The sequence below is a fragment of the Clostridium sp. MCC328 genome (assembly GCF_018785465.1).
In the GTDB taxonomy this organism is placed as follows: domain Bacteria; phylum Bacillota; class Clostridia; order Lachnospirales; family Lachnospiraceae; genus Pilosibacter; species Pilosibacter fragilis.
The window spans coordinates 75,459-94,082 of the sequence record NZ_WQPW01000052.1 but is presented as its reverse complement, the minus strand read 5'-3'; the positions used below and the strand labels follow the sequence as shown (position 1 = coordinate 94,082).

Here is an 18,624-nt window from a genome sequence, read left to right as displayed (position 1 = left end):
CTATCATCAGCCATAGGAGGAAAGAAACGTGAATTTTTTGACACTGTTCAACGCGCTGCCGGGTGCCTGTGCACAGGGACTCATCTGGGGCATCATGGCGATCGGCGTTTATATTACATATAAGATCCTTGATCTTGCGGATCTTACCGTGGACGGAACCATGTGTACGGGTGGTGCTGTCTGCATCATTTTCATGTTAAACGGGCATTCCGTAGGGGTATCCCTGTTTGCAGCCTTTATCGCGGGAATGATCGCGGGTCTGGTGACCGGAATCTTTCACACGGCGATGGGGATCCCGGCGATCCTCGCGGGAATCCTGACTCAGCTTGGTCTCTACTCCATCAACCTTCGCATTATGGGTGGTAAGGCAAATCAGGCCATCAGCGTGGATAAGTATGATCTTTTAGTGTCTCTCCGTTATGTAAAGGGAGTCGCTTTTTATAAGAACACGATCTTCGTGACGGCATTAATCATTGTGATCCTGATCGGAGTCCTCTACTGGTTCTTCGGAACGGAGATCGGATGTTCCATCCGTGCCACAGGCTCCAATCAGAATATGTCACGTGCCCAGGGTATCAATACCGATTTCACAAAGATCTTAGGTCTTATGATCTCCAACGGGATCGTTGCCTTTGCGAGCGGCTTATATGCCCAGTATCAGGGCTTTGCGGATGTCAACGCAGGCCGCGGTGCCATCGTGATCGGTCTTGCAGCCGTTATCATCGGTGAGGTCGTTTTCGGAAAGATCAGCCAGAACTTCGGCTTCAAGCTGTTCTCCGTTGCCTTCGGCGCGATCATTTACTATCTGGTCCTTCAGGTCGTACTCTGGATGGGATTAAATTCCAACGATTTAAAACTCCTGTCAGCTCTTGTCGTTGCGGTATTCCTTGCGATCCCGTACATGAAAGGCAAATATTTCTCTAAACCGGTAAAAAGAGGAGGTGCACCTCGTGCTTGATCTTCACAGTATTTATAAAACCTTCAACGCGGGAACCGTCAATGAAAAGACTGCGTTAAACGGATTAAATCTTCATTTAAACGAAGGCGATTTTGTCACTGTCATCGGTGGAAACGGAGCTGGAAAATCTACCATGTTAAATGCGGTCGCAGGAACGTGGTTTGTGGATGAGGGAAAAATCACCATCGATGATATCGACGTGACAAAGCTCCCGGAGCACAAGCGTGCGAAGTATCTCGGACGTGTATTCCAGGATCCGATGACAGGAACGGCTGCCACCATGCAGATCGAGGAGAACATGGCATTAGCAGCAAGAAGAGGAATGACACGTTCTCTGAAGGCCGGAATCACCGCAAAAGAGCGTGAGTTCTACAGGGAGCAGTTAAAGATCTTAGGCCTTGGTCTTGAGGACCGCCTCACATCAAAAGTCGGACTTCTCTCCGGCGGACAGAGACAGGCGCTGACCCTTCTCATGGCAACCTTAAAGAAGCCGAGACTTCTCCTTTTAGACGAGCACACGGCAGCCCTCGACCCGAAGACGGCAGCGAAGGTTCTTGAGACAACCGACAAGATCGTAAACAGTGAGCATCTGACAACACTCATGATCACTCACAACATGCGCGATGCGATCGCCCACGGGAACCGTCTGATCATGATGAACGCAGGCCACGTGATCTATGATGTGGCCGGAGAGGAGAAGAAACACCTGACAGTCCAGGATCTTCTTGCGAAGTTTGAGGAAGCTGCAGGCGGCGAACTTGCGAACGACCGTATGATCCTGTCGTAGGGGCCATATATATAGAAGAAACAGGTCGAAAAGTAGATAAACGGCAGCGGATATCTGTAAGCAGATTGCAGAGTTTGCTGCCGTTTTTTGTGTAATAGGAAATTCCGAGGAATTCTCTATTACACAAAAGGCACTCATGTGCCAATGATGCGCACTCGCGCGAAGATGTAGATTGTCGCAAGCGACCGCGCGAGGCGCGAAAATGTGCCAAGGCACATTCTTTATTATTGCTTTTTTGCGTATTCCGTTGTATAAATGATGTGCAGCCTAAAAGGATTAAATACCGGACTGCGGGCAGATGCGGCGCAGGGAAAAGGCTGTGTTCAGGAGGAAATATTTATGAGCAGATCTGCAAAAAATGATAAAACAAAGACAAATGTGATGCGGCTTTTAGATGCCGCGAAAATCCCTTACGAGGCGAAGGAGTACCCGGTGGATGAGAACGATCTCTCCGGAAGCCATGCGGCGGACATGCTGGGTGTGGATCATGGAAGCGTGTTTAAGACCCTTGTACTGAAGGGAGAACGCACCGGATTTTTCGTCTGCTGTATTCCTGTGGACGGTGAAGTAGATTTAAAAAAGGCGGCGAAAGCGGCGGGAGATAAGAAGGTGGAGATGCTTCCGATGAAGGATCTTTTAGCCACAACGGGGTACATCCGCGGTGGCTGTTCTCCTATCGGAATGAAGAAAAAGTTCCCGACTTTTATTGATGAGGCGGCGTTAAAATACGAAACGATCGCTGTCAGCGCGGGCCAGAGGGGATTCCAGGTACTGCTTTCCCCGCAGACTCTCGCGGACTATGTGGGAGCAAAACTGCTGGATTTGCAGCAAAATGGTTAACATAAATGAAAAAGTTATCGGAAACCACCTGAAAGTGGGGAATCAATATTTAACAAAATTGTAACATTTGCAATATTTTATACTTGCCAATACCACCAAAAATTTAGGTTTTATGCCGATAATATTTGGAAAAGATATTAATAAAATGTAACAATCATTAAAAAACGGGCTGTAAAATGTAACAAAGTTGGCCATGGCTTATTGACATTTGCCCTCTCATTCTCCTATAATCACAGACACCGGCCGGAAAACGGTCGGAATGAACAACCGGCGACAGGACGGAGAAAGAGGGTATTCAAAATGAATCCATGGAACTCATTTCTTCAGACAGTCTTTCAGTTTGTGAAATCACTCTTCACCGGTGTGACAAAGAAGATGCACCGGAATGCGGCAATTCTCACGATGGGCGCAACATTGATCGCAGTGATTCCATTTACAGCGGTGGACTTCCAGGGCGGAGGCAAAAACGCGATCGTAGCGTTTGCAGAGACGCAGGGAGGTTCGGATGAAGACAGTCTGGAGGAGACAGAAGATACTGCTCTTCCGGAAACAGACGGAAATGTTTTAGAGGATGAGACGACGGCGGATGAAGCATCATCCGCGGAGACGGAAGCAGATATCGAGAAAGAAACTGAAAATACAGAGACGAATGATAAGAACAGCGCCGAGGACGCAGGAGCTTCGGAAAAAGCAGACGAGAGCAATGGGGCTCAGGATGAGTCTGCGGGGCCGGAAGTGGAAACTGCGGGAAACGCAGAGGCCAGAGCTGTGCAGGTTGAGGCGGAAGCAGAAGGCTCACCTGTGACAGAGGTACAGGCGGAAGCGGAAGAGACTGCGGCGGAGGAGCCTGCAAGGGAAGTTTTCACCGGCTACTCTGACAGCGACTACGATGTTCTTCTACGGATCGTGCAGGCGGAAGCTGGAAACTGTGACATGGAAGGCCGTGTCATGGTGGCGAACGTGATCTTAAACCGTGTGGAGAATGACTCATTCCCGAACACGATCACGAAAGTTGTCTACCAGAAACACCAGTTTTCACCGGTGTCCAACGGCTCCATCAAGAGATGCAGGGTCACAGCCGAGACGGTGGAGGCCGTAGGGCGGGCGCTCTCAGGTGAAGACCTGACGGACGGTGCCCTGTATTTTATGAACCGGCATGCGTCATCAAAAAAGAACGCCAGCTGGTTTGACAGACATCTGGAATTCCTGTTTAAACATGGAAATCACGAGTTTTTCCGGTAAACTCCGGGTCAGATAAAAAGGATAAGGGAAAGGCGGCATGTGCCAGAACCGTAAAAAAGCGGTTCTGGTGGGTGCCGCTTTTTTGCAGCTGCAGATCTGAAATAGAATACAGGTGATATATTCTGTCGGTTTGAAAACGAAAAGTCGACAGCCATGGAAAATAGTGGAGGTTGGCGGAAGGGCAGTACAGGATTTTATAATTGACATTTAAATGGGAGCATGGGATAATAAAACTCATGAAATTGGAAATACGTGAAAGAGGAAAAATGATGAAGTTAAAAAGAGTATTTTTTGATCTTGACGGCACACTGACGGATTCCATGCCAGGGATCACGAGGGGTGTTCAGTATGCGCTGAAACATTACGGCATCCATGTGGATGACCTTTCGGTCTTGAAACCGTTTGTGGGACCGCCGCTCTTCGACAGCTTTAAGAGATATTATAATTTTTCAGATAAGGACGCAAATGATGCGATCTATGTGTTCCGGGAATACTACGATGTGAAAGGCTGGATGGATAGTGCGCCGTTCGATGGCGTGGAAGATATGTTAAAGACCTTAAAGGAGGCTGGCCTCGAACTCTATGTGGCAACATCGAAGCCGGAGGAGACCGCAAAGAAAGTCCTGGAATATTTCCAACTGACAGAGTATTTTAAATTTATCGGCGGCGCGTCCATGGATGAAGCGCGTGTGAATAAGGACGATGTGATCCGCTATGTCCTGGAAGAAAACTGCATCAGAGAGGAGGAGAAGCCTTCCGTGATCATGGTGGGTGACCGGGAACATGATGTATACGGTGCGAAGAAAACGGGACTTTCCGTGATCGGCGTGCTTTACGGATATGGAAGCCGTGAAGAACTCCAGAGCGCCGGGGCAGATTACCTCTGTGAGACACCGGAGGAGACAGCAAAGCTCTTAAAAGGTATGATGTAAAAAAAGATCAGCCGATATTTGGGATGCTTTGTCTGTGTAAAAGACAAGACAGACAGTACAGCAGGGATCGAAGATCCGGTTTACAGCTATGTCGGGAGTTGTAATTATGAGTCGCAGAAAAATACATGACACCAGGAAATGGAACTTGAAAAATGATCCGTGATGCGCTATAATAGTTCTCAGTTAAAGGGAATGTGATTCCTGGGATGTTCGACACTCCTGTCTATTTTGAACCTACATTTTGACATACGGGATTCCTATATTCTTGAACGGATGTCAGGCCTCCAAAGAGTGGAAGGCAGATGTTTAAGTGCGGATGCCCACCTAGCACTGCTAGGCGTCAATTATTCAGGAAACGGCATTTTGGGATTGCGAAAGATAAAAAAGCAGCGAGAGATCGCTGCTTCTTTTCATGTAACAAGAAATTCCGAGAAATTTCCTGTTACATAAAAAGGCACTAACGTGCCAGTGATGCGCACTCGCGCGAAGATATAGATTGTCGCAAGCGACCGCGCGAGGCGCGAGAATGCGCCAAGGCACATTCTTTTCACTTTATAGGAAAGACCGCCTGCGAGGATTTCCAAACGACGGTTTTGGAATGCGGGGAATGTTCAGATTCTGTTAATACTCTTTTCTAAATGATCGAAGTATGATATTATGGGTGCAAACAGGCTTCGCCACCCGTGGCAGGGGTGAGAGAAGCTGCTGCAAAGGAGAAACTTTTTTTATGAAAAATGAACGGTTCGAACGATACATTTACATGGGGGTGACGGCAATCCTTGTACTGATCGCAGCGGTGTTTGTCGTCTTTCTGTTTCTGGAGAGGAATGCAGTGTTTGCCTTTCTGGGAAAAGTACGGTTTGTCCTGGCACCGGTGATCTACGGCGCTGTACTTGCTTTTTTAATGTCTCCGGTCTATAACCGGTGCTACAATACAGTCGTGTATGTGCATGATGACGACAAGAAAAAAGAGGACGAGGAAAAGAAGATCGCGCCAAAGAAACGGTTCAAGAGTGAATCCTTCGGCAATTTCCTTGGAAAAGCCGTTGGAACAGTGATAAGCCTTGCGTTTCTGATCGTGGTGGTCGTAAGCCTTTCCAGCATGATCATCCCGCAGCTCTATTCCAGTATCGTGGGGATCATCAACATGATGCCGGTTTATTTCCAGAACGTGTATGACTGGCTGACGGAATTCTTCGTGAACAACCCGCCGGTGGAGCAGGCAATCTTAAATATTTACGAGCAGTCAGCCCAGTATTTTCAGAGCTGGATGGAGACGGACTTAATGTCGAATCTCTCCAATTTCCAGAACTTCCAGAATATTGAGAAGATTGTCGGCGGCGTATCCAGCGGAGTCATGAATGTGATCACGCTGACAAAAAACATGCTGATCGGATTGATCGTTATGATCTATCTGTTAAATATCAAGGAATCCCTATCAGCGCAGGGAAAAAAATTTATTTATTCCGTTCTTCCACTGAAAGCGGCCAATATCGTTGTGGCTGAATTCCAGTTTATTAAAAAAGCGTTTTCCGGCTTTATTATCGGAAAACTGATCGATTCCCTGATCATCGGAATTCTCTGCTTTATCCTGATGCATCTGTTTAAGCTGCCGTATGAGCTGCTGATCAGCGTGATCATCGGAGTGACGAATGTGATACCGTTCTTCGGACCATTTATTGGAGCAGCTCCGTGCGCGATCCTCGTATTCCTCATCAGTCCGAAACAGTGTCTGTACTTTATTGGGCTGATCCTTGTGCTTCAGCAGTTTGACGGAAATATTTTAGGACCGAAGATCCTGGGAAATTCCACAGGTGTTTCCAGCTTTGGTGTACTGTTTTCGATCCTGCTGTTCGGCGGATTGTGCGGATTTGTGGGAATGATCATTGCGGTTCCGTTGATGGCAGTCATCATTCATATTTATAATCAGATTCAGGAATATCTCCTTTCAAAGAAGAGTCTGAGCATAAAAGAAGAGGACTATGTAAATCTGAAGCGGATCGACGAACAGAACGGCGAGTATAAAAAACACGGTGACGAACAGTAGCTGGTTCTGGTCGGGAAAGGAATTATGAACGAGAGAAGGAAACTGATAAACTGGATGGCGGGAGTCACGACGTTCATCGTGGTTCTGCTGATCGTGATCGTACTTCTGGACAGGGAAGAGGATGGAGTCTCCCTGGCAGCGGCATCCCGGACGGTGGCACTGACACTGGAGTCGGGGAATGGAATTCTTGAAAATGCGCCGGAGACGTCGAATTTTGATGAAGATCTATCGGACCAGTGGTATGTGAAATATATGGACTACCTCTATGGTCAGGGATATCTTGACAGCGGATCGGTCAAAGCGGACGAGCGGAGCGCTACGTCCGCAGTTACATACGCGGTTCTTTCGGACTGGGCGAAAAAGGCATCGGAAGAGGGAAAAGGGGAAACAGATGCGCTCCTTTCTTATGTGGATTCCGGTGACCGGGCGAAAAAGGCGGTCTCCAGTGAGAATTTCTGGAAGTTCTATGACGCGTTCCTCGCGGCGGTGGATCCGGACAGAGCTGTGGCCGAGGTGGAGACGGACCTTTACGGAACACCGGACAATGTGGATGGTGCGTCTGCATGGACAGCCTACACGAGGGACGGTATTTTTCAGTTTGAGGGACTTTACCTCGACGGATATATTGACCAGAAGATCCGGTTTCTGGCGAGAGACGATGAGATCTTAAAGGTGGAGGAGATGGTCTCGGACGAGATCGTCTACGAGAATGCCTGGATCTCGGGATTCTCCGGAAAGACAGTGACGGTCTTTATCGGAAATATCCAGAGGGAATTTCCGGTAAAGGGAGTTTTAAAGGATGAGAGCGAGATCTCCGGTCAGATCGGAGATCTGTACTTAAAGGGCGGAACCCCAAAACGACTGGTGCTGAAGAAAGAGAAGATCACCGGAACGGTCCTTGCGGTCCGCGACACAGAGATTGAGATCGACGGCTACGGCAGCGTGCCGCTGGCGGATCAGTTTAAGATCTATCGGACCTACGGTGTTCTCAGGGAACAGCAGAAGAAGGATATTCTCGTCGGCTACCACATGCAGGAATTTGTGGTGGCGGATGGAAAGATCTGTGCGGCCCTGACGACGGAGAAACCGGATATCGACATGATCCGCGTGCTTATCATGACGAACGGATTTAAGTCACTGTTCCATGATACGATCACACTTTCCTGCGACTCCATGGCAGTGTTGGAGTACGGAGATGAGAAGGATGCAAAGACGGAGTCCATCGCAGCAGGGGAGACGGTGACGATAAAACCGGGAGATTCAAGGCTCGCAAGTGGGCGTCTCACATTCCGTTCCGCAAATGAAGGCGGAATGATCACGGTACACAGTCTGGAGCGCGCTCAGGGAATGCCCGTCTATCCGGGACATATGGAGATCACGGAGGAGAGCGACGGCCTGCTTCTCTTAAACGAGGTGGATCTCGAGGAATATTTAAAGCGGGTGACACCGAGCGAGATGCCGCCGACTTATGAGCTGGAGGCGCTGAAGGCCCAGGCGGTCTGTGCGAGAACCTACGCATGGAGGCAGATTCAGGGCAATGCCTACTCGACCTACGGTGCCCATGTGGATGACAGCACGAATTTCCAGGTGTACAACAACACGCTGACCTTCGATTCCACGGATACCGCTGTGAATGAGACCTTTGGTCAGCTTCTGGAATACAACGGGGATCCCATCGAGGCGTTCTATTACTCCACATCTGACGGGCATGGAACCGACGGAAGTGTGTGGGGAGCGGATGCGTCCAACACGCCGTACCTCAGGGCAGTCACGATCAACAACAAGGCGAAGAAGCTGGATCTGACATCCAACGAGGCCTTTGAGAGCTTTATCAAGGACGAGAACACAGATGCCTACGACTCTGACTTCCCGATGTTCCGTTGGAACACGAAGACCACCAGCACGATCCTGGACGAAAAGATCGGCGGGGTCGGCAGGATCACGGGACTTACGATCACATCCAGGGGAGCGGGTGGATACGCGAAGACCCTGAAGGTCGTTGGAACGGAAGGTTCCAAGACATTTTCCGGGCAGAGCAGGATCCGCAGCATTCTCGGAAATGTATCACTTGTATACAACAGGAAAGACGGTTCCACATCTACGGGATGGGATACGCTTCCCAGCGGTTTCATCTATATCGAGAACAACGGAACCGATGAAAATCAGGTGACGACCTTCACAATCTACGGAGGCGGCTTCGGACACGGTGTCGGCATGAGCCAGAACGGTGCCCAGGGCATGGCAAAGCAGGGAAAGACCTGCCAGGAGATTTTAAAGTTCTTCTATGACGGGTGCGGGCTGATGGATATTAGTGAAGTGAATTAATGGAATATGAAAAATAAACAGCTCTGTGCAGCAGTTAAATGGAAAAGTGGATTTCGTTTGGCAGCGGTGCAGGGCTGTTTCGATCTTGAATAAGTCTGGGACAGGAAGTGGGAGAGTTCTTACCAAGGAAAGAAAAGGAAAAAGCCCGTGGAAGCATGTTTTCACGGGCTTTTGCTTTTGTTGAAGAGTTTTGTTAAAATTCGCGGTTATGGGTGATAATACCAAACTTACTTTCTGTACAGGTATTTCGGCACCCCGTTCTCCATCACGCGCTTCGGCTCGCCCTGGATCAGCGGGAGAGCGTAAGCTGAGAAGTCATCGGTGATATCGTTTCCTGCCGCGTTGATCCATTCCTTTGGGAATTTCTTTTCCTGATTGCAGATGAGGCTTACATCCTCCGGTGTGCAGTGCATCTTGTACGGCATGTCGGAGTCACGCTTGAAGGCGATCATCTTCTTTGTCTCCCCGGCGAGAACTGCCTTCACACCGGCAGCGCCTGCCATGGCAGCTTCCTCGATATCCGTCTCAGATACCATCATGCCGCTGCAGCGCTGGTTGACATTTAACTCGATGGAGCGGACTTTCACGCCGAACTTGTCGCGGACAAAGCTTTCCAAGACCTCACCGCAGCCGGTGAGCATCTTGTGACCGAAGGAATCGAGCTTCGCTGCGTCGGAGTACTCGCAGACAAAGGTGCCGCCCTCATCGGCAATTCCCTCGGAGACGCAGACAACGAGGTTCGGGGATTTCTTGAATGCAGCGTCCAGGTCATTATAGAACTGCTCTAAGGAGAACGGAGTCTCCGGGAGGTAGATAAGGCATGGGTTGTCGCCCTCATATTTTCTTGCAAGCCTGGAAGCAGCGGTGAGCCATCCTGCGTGGCGTCCCATGATCTCGACGATGGTGACGGATCTCTGCTGATAGACGGAGGCGTCGAGGACGATCTCGCGGACGGTGGAGGCAACATACTTTGCGGCGCTTCCGAAGCCCGGTGTGTGGTCGGTGAGGACAAGATCGTTGTCGATGGTCTTCGGGATTCCGATGAATTTCACATCGCTTCCAATCTTCTCCGCATAGCGGGAGAGCTTGTCCACGGTATCCATGGAGTCGTTTCCGCCCACATAGAGGAAGTATCCGATGTTCATCTCACGGAAGTTATCGAAGATCGCAGGGTAAACTTCACTGTCTAAATCTGCCGGAAGTTTATAACGGCAGGAACCAAGGTATGCGGCCGGAGTGAGCTTTAAGAGCTCAAGTTCCTTGTCAGAGAGGTCCGTGGAAAGGTCCATCACATGGTCAGCGAGGAATCCCTCGATTCCGTTGATCATTCCGAGAACATGTCCGTCCGCGCCGGATTCCCTGAATGCTTTTACCGCACCATAAAGGCTCGCGTTGATGACGGCGGTAGGTCCGCCGGACTGTCCGATTACAAGATTTTTCATGATTTCTGTATTCTCCAATCTGAATGTATTCCGTAAGCTTATTATAAAAAAATGTGTATGGAAAATCAATGATGAATGTATAAAAACGGAAAAACGGGCAATCCTATGACCAGTACAAAAGAAAAAGATTAATACTTATCCTCCCCTTTTTAGTACCCTGTTCGCTGCCCCTATAGAGACAGCGGGCGGGGTATTTTTTGAATGAAAATCAGAAAAAAGGAGAAGCTAAAAGGCGGGGAGCGCAGAAAAAACTTTTGCGTTCAAAATATTTGAATGGAAAGCTTGACAAAGCCCGTGGAAAGGATTACTATCAAAAGCAGCAATATAGTTATGAAAACTACATGATACGGAATGTAGAAATGAAATAAACAGGAAAGGAAACCAGAAACGATGAGCAAAAAAGGATGGAAAGCCGGAGCAGTTCTGGCGGCCGGAGCTGGAATCACAGCGGTACTCGCGGCGAAGAAGCGCGGAAACATGGAAATGGATAAGATGAAAAAGACTTCCCATGGAAGCAGATCCGATTACCGCAACACAGAACTCGGAAAACATGATAAGAACAGCAAGGGAATCTACTACACAAACGGAAACTACGAAGCGTTCGCCCGCCCGGAGAAGCCGGCGGGAATCGAGGAGAAGTCCGCGTACCTTGTGGGAAGCGGTCTCGCATCCCTGGCAGCGGCATGCTTTCTCGTCCGCGATGCCCAGATGCCGGGAAAGAACATCCACATCTTAGAGGCCATGGATATCGCCGGAGGTGCCTGCGACGGAATCGATGATCCGACAAGAGGATATGTGATGCGCGGCGGCCGCGAAATGGAGGATCATTTCGAGTGCCTCTGGGATCTGTTCCACAGCATCCCGTCCCTGGAGGTTCCAGGCGCGTCCGTTCTCGATGAGTATTACTGGTTAAACAAGCATGACCCGAACTATTCTCTCTGTCGTGCCACAGAGCGCCGCGGCGAGGATGCCCATACGGACGGAAAGTTTGGTCTGAGCCAGAAGGGCAGTATGGAGATCATGAAGCTCTTTTTCACGAAGGATGAGGATCTCTATGACAAAACCATCGAGGATGTGTTCGATGATGAGGTATTCGGCTCCCAATTCTGGCTTTACTGGAGAACCATGTTCGCCTTTGAAAACTGGCACAGCGCCCTGGAGATGAAGCGGTACTTCCAGAGATTTATCCACCATATCGGCGGCCTTCCGGACTTCTCCGCTCTGAAATTCACCCGCTACAACCAGTACGAATCCCTGATTCTGCCGATGCAGAAATACCTGGAGGCGGCAGGCGTGGAGTTTCGGTTCGGCACAGAGGTCACAAACGTCCGCTTTGAGATCACGGACGGAAAGAAGACGGCCCGCGCTATCGAGTGCCGCACGAAGAACGGGGACACGGAGATCCCGCTGACGGAAAAGGACCTTGTGTTTATCACAAACGGAAGCTGTACAGAAGGGACGATCTACGGTGACCAGAACCATGCGCCGGTGGGTGACGCGGAAGTGAGAAGCAGCGGCTGCTGGAGCCTCTGGAAGAAAATTGCAGCCCAGGATCCGTCCTTCGGTCATCCGGAAAAATTCTGCTCCGATATCGAGAAGACGAACTGGGAGTCTGCGACGGTCACCACCGCAAATGAAGAGATCATCGACCAGATCAAGAAAATCTGCAAGCGCGACCCGAGGACAGGCAAAGTTGTTACCGGCGGTATCGTGAGCTGCCGCGATTCCAAGTGGCTTTTGAGCTGGACCATCAACCGCCAGGGACAGTTCAAGAATCAGAAGAAGGACGAGGTGTGTGTATGGGTATACAGCCTGTTCACCGATGTCCCGGGCGACTATGTGAAGAAACCCATGAAGGAGTGTACCGGTAAGGAGATCACCGCCGAGTGGCTGTATCATCTCGGAATCCCGGTGGAGGACATCGGGAGACTGGCAGGAGAAGAGTGCAACTGCACGCCGACCATGATGCCATATATCACAGCGTTCTTTATGCCGAGAGCTGCCGGAGACCGCCCGGATGTAATTCCGGACGGATCTGTAAACGCCGCCTTCCTCGGACAGTTTGCAGAGACTCCGAGAGATACGATTTTCACCACAGAGTACTCTGTCCGTACCGCCATGGAGGCAGTATACGGACTCTGTGGAGTGGACCGCGGTGTGCCGGAGGTATGGGGCAGTGTCTACGATGTAAGAGAGCTCCTGGACAGCACGGTGAAACTCATGGACGGAAAGTCCCCGCTTGAGATGAAGCTTCCGATGCCGTTTGAGATGTTGAAAAAGCCGCTGCTCCGAAAGATCGATAAGACGATCATTGGAAAACTTCTGCGGGATCACGATGTCCTTAAGGACTGGATGTTGTAGAGGCGTGGTGCGCGAATAAAATGGATATATGAGAATATAATGAAAATGCCGGAAATGGGAAGCTGCCTGTTTCCGGTATTTTTATGCCTGAATATGCTGAGATTTTTTGCGAAAAGGGGAGATCCGCTGTACTTTCTGTTTTCTTCCGCTTTGTTTTAAGAATTCGTAAGGGAAAAGAAATGGATTCCTTTGAGTGTATGCGGTAAGATAAGGATGTAAAAAGAAATAGTCCTGATACAGGTGAATTTCAGCTGCAAAGGGAAACAGAACATGAATGCCGCATGCCTGACGCAAATAAAATCGAGAGGTTATAAAAATTGATAAAGAGGGGGAAAGTATGAGAAAATATGGATTATATCTTCTGATCGCGGTGAGTCTCATGACTGGCTGCCAGAAAAAAGATACAGTGACGGTGGATACGGCAGCGGAGACGACACAGGAGAGCAGCGAGACAGGACTCAAGGCGGAAAGTGAGCCGGAAAGCACGGCGGAGAACTTGTCGGGCACAGATCAGAACGGGAATACGGACGTGGATGCCAGGGCGGACCGTCTCGCCCCAATCCCCATCGCGGTAAACGGGGAATATGACGGGGAATGGGATGACGCAGACCAGACTCCGATCATCACATCGCGCTGCGACAAGGTCTATGTACAGGGGGACGGATATGATGCGCTGAAGCAGTCGCTCATTTCCCTGAATAAAAACCTGGTCAGCCAGAATAAAGAGGAGTATGCCTCCTATAAAAAAGAAGCTGAGGATATGCGGAACAATTACCCGGATATGAAGCAGTCATATGTCTGCAATTATGAATTTAATCCGGTCCGCTTCGACCATACGGTCGTCAGTATGTACTGGCTGAAATATTATGATCTGGGAGGCGCGCATCCAAGCTCTGTGACGGAATACCACAATTTCGATACGCAGACAGGAAAAGAGCTGGAACTTTGCGATGTAGTAAAAGATCTTCCGGGATTCCGGAAATATGTGAAGGAGGAGCTTTCTGACCAGAAAGAGAAGAAAGGATTATTCGAAGATTATGAAACGACCGTGGACAGTCTGTTTGCGGGGACGGATGGATATGGGCCATTGGAATGGTGCATCACAAAAACAGGTGTGTGCATTCATTTTGACCAGTATGTTATCGCCTCATATGCGGCAGGAGCTGTTGATGTGGAGGTTCCGTTCGCCGGAAATGAAGCGATGTTCCGGACAGACTATATAGGGAAAGTCTCAGAAGGCTGGGCAGAAAAGACCAGTCCCTGGGAGACTGTGACGTATGAGAAGGGGGAAACCGATACGTCGGTGAGCTATCATTTTGATGATACTGCGGACGGGTATGGCACGAGAAATATCACGATCGAGCGGGAACAGGGTGGAAAGAAGGAAGAATTCACGATGGAACTCTATGGACAGCCCCAGGAAGGCTGGATCGTCATGACAGATGACGGGCACCCATATCTCTACACGGAGATTCAGAGTGAGAATGACTGGAGGACCATGGAAGTCTTTGACCTGAAGGGAGAAGAGATCCGTCATGTTGGTACATCGAATGACAGTCCTCATGGTGCCCTCTTAAATGATCCGGATGGATTTTACCTTACCCGCAGGGTGGACGCCTTGGGAACATACGACGCTTACCGGAAATTCCATGTGGGTGAGAGCGGGATGCCGGTGGCAGAGAATGATGTGTATACAAAAGTCAATGTCTGCGACTCGAAGGAGGACGAGGCGGCGCTGGTATCCACGAGGGAGCTTCCGGTGACGATGCTGGAAGCAGGCGGCAGTGAAAAAGAGGAGAGGCTTCCAGCGGGAACAAAGTATTATGTCCGGGCGACAGATCTGGAAAACTTTGTGGACATGGAGCTCTCCGATGGACGCAGATGCCGTCTGGCAGTGAAAAAGTCGGATAAAGGATGGGGATTCGAGATCGACGGGGTGTATGAAGAGGATTGTTTTGAATTTATCCCGTATGCTGGATAAAAAGAATGTGTCATGGTGAATTTCCACACCGAACGCGCTCGCCTGCTGTGATCTGCAACTTTTCGCGAACACGCATTCAGGAACGGGCGGAATCCGGGAAAAACGTCGAAATGCATTGACAAAACATATCCTCATGTTAAAATGGACTTATATGACGATTTGTAGCTGTGAAAATACCAGGCAGTTACGATTATTTGAAATACAGGAGGGGGAACCAATGAAGTTTTTCATTGATACAGCCAATGTGGATGAAATCCGCAAAGCAAATGACATGGGAGTGATCTGCGGAGTTACAACAAATCCGTCCCTGATCGCAAAAGAAGGAAAAGATTATGTTGAGACTTTAAAAGAGATCGCTTCTATCGTAGACGGACCGATCAGCGGTGAGGTAAAGGCAACAACAACTGACGCGGAGGGAATGATCGCGGAGGGCCGCGAGATCGCGAAGATCCACCCGAATATGGTCGTTAAGATCCCGATGACGATCGAAGGATTAAAGGCAACAAAAGTTCTTGCATCGGAAGGAATCAAGGTAAACGTGACTCTGATCTTCTCTGCAAATCAGGCGCTTCTCGCAGCTAGAGCAGGCGCAGCTTATGTATCCCCGTTCTTAGGACGCCTCGATGATATTTCCCAGCCGGGTATCGACCTCATCGACACCGTTGCAGAGATCTTCGCTCTCCATGATATTGAGACGGAGATCATCGCGGCAAGCGTACGACACACCATGCATGTAACAGAGTGCGCACTCGCAGGTGCCGATATCGCGACGGTTCCGTACAAAGTAATCGAGCAGATGACACATCACCCGTTAACTGACCAGGGAATTGAGAAATTCCGTAAAGACTATGAAGCAGTTTTCGGCAAATAAGGAAAATTCATGAGGACGCCTTCGGGCGTCCTTTTTTTGTGCGCTTTTCTGTGATAAAGAGGTAGTGGAAAGAACAGAAAACGCGAAAAATTGCGAAGGCGGAAAATTTAAATAATAGTAACTGTTCAGTACCTTCACAGTTACATGCAAAAATCCATTCCAAATCGGCTACGCCGATGGATTTTTGCCTTTTAGCCTAGGTTTTCTTACGGTCAGCGCAGCAAGTGCGCAGACCTACTGAACAGATACAAATAATACAAAATACATAAACAATACAAACAATAATAGACAACAATAAACAGCACACAAAGAGAAAGGTAACAAAACAAATGGAAACATCAGAAACAAAACAGAACAAGGCGGCATCTGTCGTTATCCAGACTGCGGTTATCCTGTTCGGTCTCACGGTCTACGCTGCGGGAGTCGTCCTCTTCATTCTGCCGTTGGACATGATCGCCGCGGGAACCACAGGACTTGGTCTTATGGCACAGCATTTCTTCGGGATCCCTCTTTCCGGCTTCGTGGCGGTCTTCAATATCGCCATGTTCGGTCTCGGCTGGCTGGAGTTGGGGAAAAAATTTGCGGCGACGACCCTGCTTGCGACATTTTATTACCCGTTCATCCTTGACCGCCTGACCGCCCTGGCGGGAGACTTCGTATTCACAACGGATCCCATGCTCTGTGCCATCTTTGCTGGGATCATGATCGGATTCGCTCTGGGGTTCGTGATCCGCTCCGGTGCCTCCACCGGCGGCATGGACATCCCTCCGCTTGTCCTGCAGAAACGCTTTAAGTTCCCGGTATCCGTGTCCATGTATGTTTTCGATGTGGCGATCCTCTTATCCCAGCTTTTGTTCCGCGACCGGGAAAAGATCCTTTACGGAATCATCATGGTCATGGTTTACACCGTGATCCTCGACAAGATGCTTATGATGGGCAAAAAGCAGGTACAGGCGAAGATCATCAGCGAGAAATACGCGGAGATCAACATCGCGGTGCAGGAACAGCTTGACCGTGGAACCACATTGTTCCAGATCGAGGGCGGGCATTTAAGAAAGTCGTCCATGGCCGTCATCACCGTGGTTTCCGGCAGGGAACTTCAGAAATTAAACCGCATCGTCATGGACATCGACAGCGAGGCCTTCATGGTCGTTCATCAGGTCGGAGAGGTCCGGGGACGCGGATTTACGGATGTGAAACGCCATCTGGAAGCAGCTGGTTTAAAAAATTAAGCGCAGTTACAGGACCACGTTAGAAAAAAAGTTTCTTAATTTTTTCTGACGAAAAAGCATAAAAATATTGTTAAGGCAGGGAAAAACTCCTTGAATTTTACATCAAATCCGTTTATTATTACACTAGGCAGAAATTTGATTTTCGTCAATTTAAGGAATAATGGAGGACAGCAAAATGACAAAAACGTCGGCAATCAACAGAATTCATGAATTGCTTGATGACAACAGCTTTGTTGAGGTTGGTGCTTATATTACTGCCAGAAGCACTGATTACAACATGCAGTCTCAGGAAACCCCTGCAGATGGTGTTGTTACCGGTTATGGTACTATCAATGGCGCTCTCGTCTATGTGTACAGCCAGGACGCGTCCGTAATGGGCGGATCCATCGGCGAAATGCACGCAGAGAAGATCGAGAAGCTCTATAGTATGGCTATGAAAATGGGCGCACCCATTGTTGGTCTGGTTGACTGTGCAGGATTCAGACTCCAGGAAAGCATGGATGCCCTGGACGGCTTCGGCAAACTTTATGTCTGCCAGGCAATGGCATCCGGTGTGATCCCGCAGATCCAGGCTGTGTTTGGAAACTGCGGCGGCGGAATGGCTGTGGCATCTGAAATGGCTGATTTCACATTTATGGAACAGGACGCAAAAATGTTTGTGAATGCTCCGTTTGTAATCGCTGAGAACGATGCTGATAATTCCAGCGCTGAGTATCAGGCAAAAGAGACAGGAAACGTATGCGCGACTGGCTCCGAGAAAGAAATTTTCACAGAGATCAGAAACCTTGTTTCCATCCTTCCGGCTAACAACGAGGATGACATGTCTTACAGCGAATGTGAGGATGACTTAAACAGAATCTGCACAGATATCGAGAACTGCGCAGGCGATACATCCATCGCACTGTCCATGATCTCTGATGACAGCTTCTACATGGAAATGAAGAAGGACTACGCACCGGAGATGGTAACGGCATTTATCCGCTTAAACGGAGCTACCGTTGGCTGTGTTGCAAATCGCAGCGAAGTTTATACAGACGGCGAGAAGACTGCTACTTATGACGCAGCCCTTACCGCAGCAGGATGTGAGAAAGCAGCAGCATTTGTAAACTTCTGCAACGCTTTCGAGATCCCGGTACTTACACTCGTCAATGTAGATGGTTACAAGAACTGCAAATGCAACGAGAAGAAGATCGCGAAGGCGGCAGCACGCCTGACCTACGCATTCGCAAACGCTGACGTTCCGAAGGTAACTGTCGTTGTCGGCAAGGCAAACGGAACAGCAGGTCTTACCATGAACAGCAAGTCCATCGGTTCTGACATTGTATACGCATGGAAGAACGCGAAGATCGGTGTCATGGAAGCAGTACCGGCTGTGAAGATCATGTATGCTGACGAGATCACAAAGGCTGACAATGCGGCAGCCCTGATCAATGAAAAAGCAGCACAGTATAATGAGATGCAGGCAAGCGCACTTGCGGCAGCAAAGAGAGGATATGTAGACGATATCATCGAGGCTTCCGAGACAAGACAGCGTGTAGCTGCTGCATTTGAGATGCTGTTCACAAAAAGAGAGGATCGTCCGTCCAAAAAGCACGGAACGATCTAA

General features: G+C 49.3%; 14 protein-coding genes and 1 other RNA gene. 14 read left to right on the top strand and 1 reads right to left on the bottom strand.

All coding sequences use genetic code 11. From position 1 onward, the window contains the following. Positions 1–28 precede the first annotated feature (28 nt). The 8 genes from GPK83_RS09030 (at position 29) to GPK83_RS08995 (ending at position 9,131) form a co-directional block, all read left to right on the top strand. Positions 29–958 (top strand): ABC transporter permease, encoded by a 930-nt coding sequence (locus GPK83_RS09030; protein WP_215704584.1) that lies wholly within the window; start codon positions 29–31, stop codon positions 956–958. Next, positions 951–1,745 carry an ABC transporter ATP-binding protein gene (locus tag GPK83_RS09025; RefSeq protein WP_021906008.1) on the top strand — a complete coding sequence of 265 codons (795 nt, stop codon included), beginning with the start codon at positions 951–953 and terminating at the stop codon, positions 1,743–1,745. Before GPK83_RS09030 ends, GPK83_RS09025 begins: the two co-directional genes overlap by 8 nt. A 339-nt stretch (positions 1,746–2,084) precedes the next feature. Next, positions 2,085–2,585, top strand: coding sequence for a Cys-tRNA(Pro) deacylase (gene ybaK, locus GPK83_RS09020; protein WP_117484314.1), 501 nt, complete (start codon positions 2,085–2,087; stop codon positions 2,583–2,585). Between the two features lie 300 nt (positions 2,586–2,885). After that, positions 2,886–3,827 (top strand): cell wall hydrolase, encoded by a 942-nt coding sequence (locus GPK83_RS09015; RefSeq protein ID WP_215704583.1) that lies wholly within the window; start codon positions 2,886–2,888, stop codon positions 3,825–3,827. Positions 3,828–4,096: 269 nt separating this feature from the next. Continuing rightward, a complete protein-coding gene (locus GPK83_RS09010) occupies positions 4,097–4,759 on the top strand; it encodes an HAD family hydrolase (protein ID WP_117513169.1) in 663 nt (220 codons plus the stop codon). Positions 4,760–4,954: 195 nt separating this feature from the next. Continuing rightward, positions 4,955–5,132: non-coding RNA, 6S RNA (gene ssrS / locus GPK83_RS09005), on the top strand. A gap of 354 nt (positions 5,133–5,486) precedes the next feature. After that, positions 5,487–6,806 carry an AI-2E family transporter gene (locus GPK83_RS09000; RefSeq protein ID WP_117469850.1) on the top strand — a complete coding sequence of 440 codons (1,320 nt, stop codon included), beginning with the start codon at positions 5,487–5,489 and terminating at the stop codon, positions 6,804–6,806. Positions 6,807–6,830: 24 nt separating this feature from the next. Further along, entirely contained in the window at positions 6,831–9,131 is a 2,301-nt protein-coding gene (locus GPK83_RS08995) for a SpoIID/LytB domain-containing protein (protein ID WP_215704582.1), read from the top strand. Between the two features lie 227 nt (positions 9,132–9,358). On the opposite strand, the gene GPK83_RS08990 is transcribed toward GPK83_RS08995, so the two are convergent. After that, positions 9,359–10,573 (bottom strand): 6-phosphofructokinase, encoded by a 1,215-nt coding sequence (locus GPK83_RS08990; protein ID WP_252196285.1) that lies wholly within the window; start codon positions 10,571–10,573, stop codon positions 9,359–9,361. Positions 10,574–10,770: 197 nt separating this feature from the next. Between GPK83_RS08990 and GPK83_RS08985 the strand changes: the two genes are divergently transcribed. From GPK83_RS08985 to GPK83_RS08960, 6 genes are all read left to right on the top strand, one after another. Continuing rightward, positions 10,771–10,941, top strand: a complete 171-nt coding sequence (locus tag GPK83_RS08985; protein WP_215704581.1) for a hypothetical protein — start codon at positions 10,771–10,773, stop codon at positions 10,939–10,941. A gap of 22 nt (positions 10,942–10,963) precedes the next feature. Continuing rightward, positions 10,964–12,934 (top strand): oleate hydratase, encoded by a 1,971-nt coding sequence (locus GPK83_RS08980; RefSeq protein WP_015554851.1) that lies wholly within the window; start codon positions 10,964–10,966, stop codon positions 12,932–12,934. A gap of 337 nt (positions 12,935–13,271) precedes the next feature. Continuing rightward, positions 13,272–14,915 (top strand): DUF3298 and DUF4163 domain-containing protein, encoded by a 1,644-nt coding sequence (locus tag GPK83_RS08975; protein ID WP_215704580.1) that lies wholly within the window; start codon positions 13,272–13,274, stop codon positions 14,913–14,915. Between the two features lie 217 nt (positions 14,916–15,132). Continuing rightward, complete coding sequence (gene fsa, locus GPK83_RS08970; protein ID WP_021906017.1) at positions 15,133–15,786, top strand: fructose-6-phosphate aldolase; 654 nt, start codon at positions 15,133–15,135, stop codon at positions 15,784–15,786. Between the two features lie 329 nt (positions 15,787–16,115). Next, positions 16,116–17,018, top strand: coding sequence for a YitT family protein (locus GPK83_RS08965; RefSeq protein WP_215704579.1), 903 nt, complete (start codon positions 16,116–16,118; stop codon positions 17,016–17,018). Between the two features lie 175 nt (positions 17,019–17,193). Then, complete coding sequence (locus GPK83_RS08960; protein WP_242994043.1) at positions 17,194–18,624, top strand: carboxyl transferase domain-containing protein; 1,431 nt, start codon at positions 17,194–17,196, stop codon at positions 18,622–18,624.

What these genes read in the sequence shown, in the direction of transcription:
- ybaK (WP_117484314.1), top strand. Translation starts at nt 2,085, where the DNA reads ATGAGCAGATCTGCAAAAAATGATAAAACAAAGACAAATGTGATGCGG.
- GPK83_RS09015 (WP_215704583.1), top strand. Translation starts at nt 2,886, where the DNA reads ATGAATCCATGGAACTCATTTCTTCAGACAGTCTTTCAGTTTGTGAAA.
- GPK83_RS09010 (WP_117513169.1), top strand. Translation starts at nt 4,097, where the DNA reads ATGAAGTTAAAAAGAGTATTTTTTGATCTTGACGGCACACTGACGGAT.
- GPK83_RS09000 (WP_117469850.1), top strand. Translation starts at nt 5,487, where the DNA reads ATGAAAAATGAACGGTTCGAACGATACATTTACATGGGGGTGACGGCA.
- GPK83_RS08995 (WP_215704582.1), top strand. Translation starts at nt 6,831, where the DNA reads ATGAACGAGAGAAGGAAACTGATAAACTGGATGGCGGGAGTCACGACG.
- GPK83_RS08990 (WP_252196285.1), bottom strand. Translation starts at nt 10,573, where the DNA reads ATGAAAAATCTTGTAATCGGACAGTCCGGCGGACCTACCGCCGTCATC.
- GPK83_RS08980 (WP_015554851.1), top strand. Translation starts at nt 10,964, where the DNA reads ATGAGCAAAAAAGGATGGAAAGCCGGAGCAGTTCTGGCGGCCGGAGCT.
- GPK83_RS08975 (WP_215704580.1), top strand. Translation starts at nt 13,272, where the DNA reads ATGAGAAAATATGGATTATATCTTCTGATCGCGGTGAGTCTCATGACT.
- fsa (WP_021906017.1), top strand. Translation starts at nt 15,133, where the DNA reads ATGAAGTTTTTCATTGATACAGCCAATGTGGATGAAATCCGCAAAGCA.
- GPK83_RS08965 (WP_215704579.1), top strand. Translation starts at nt 16,116, where the DNA reads ATGGAAACATCAGAAACAAAACAGAACAAGGCGGCATCTGTCGTTATC.
- GPK83_RS08960 (WP_242994043.1), top strand. Translation starts at nt 17,194, where the DNA reads ATGACAAAAACGTCGGCAATCAACAGAATTCATGAATTGCTTGATGAC.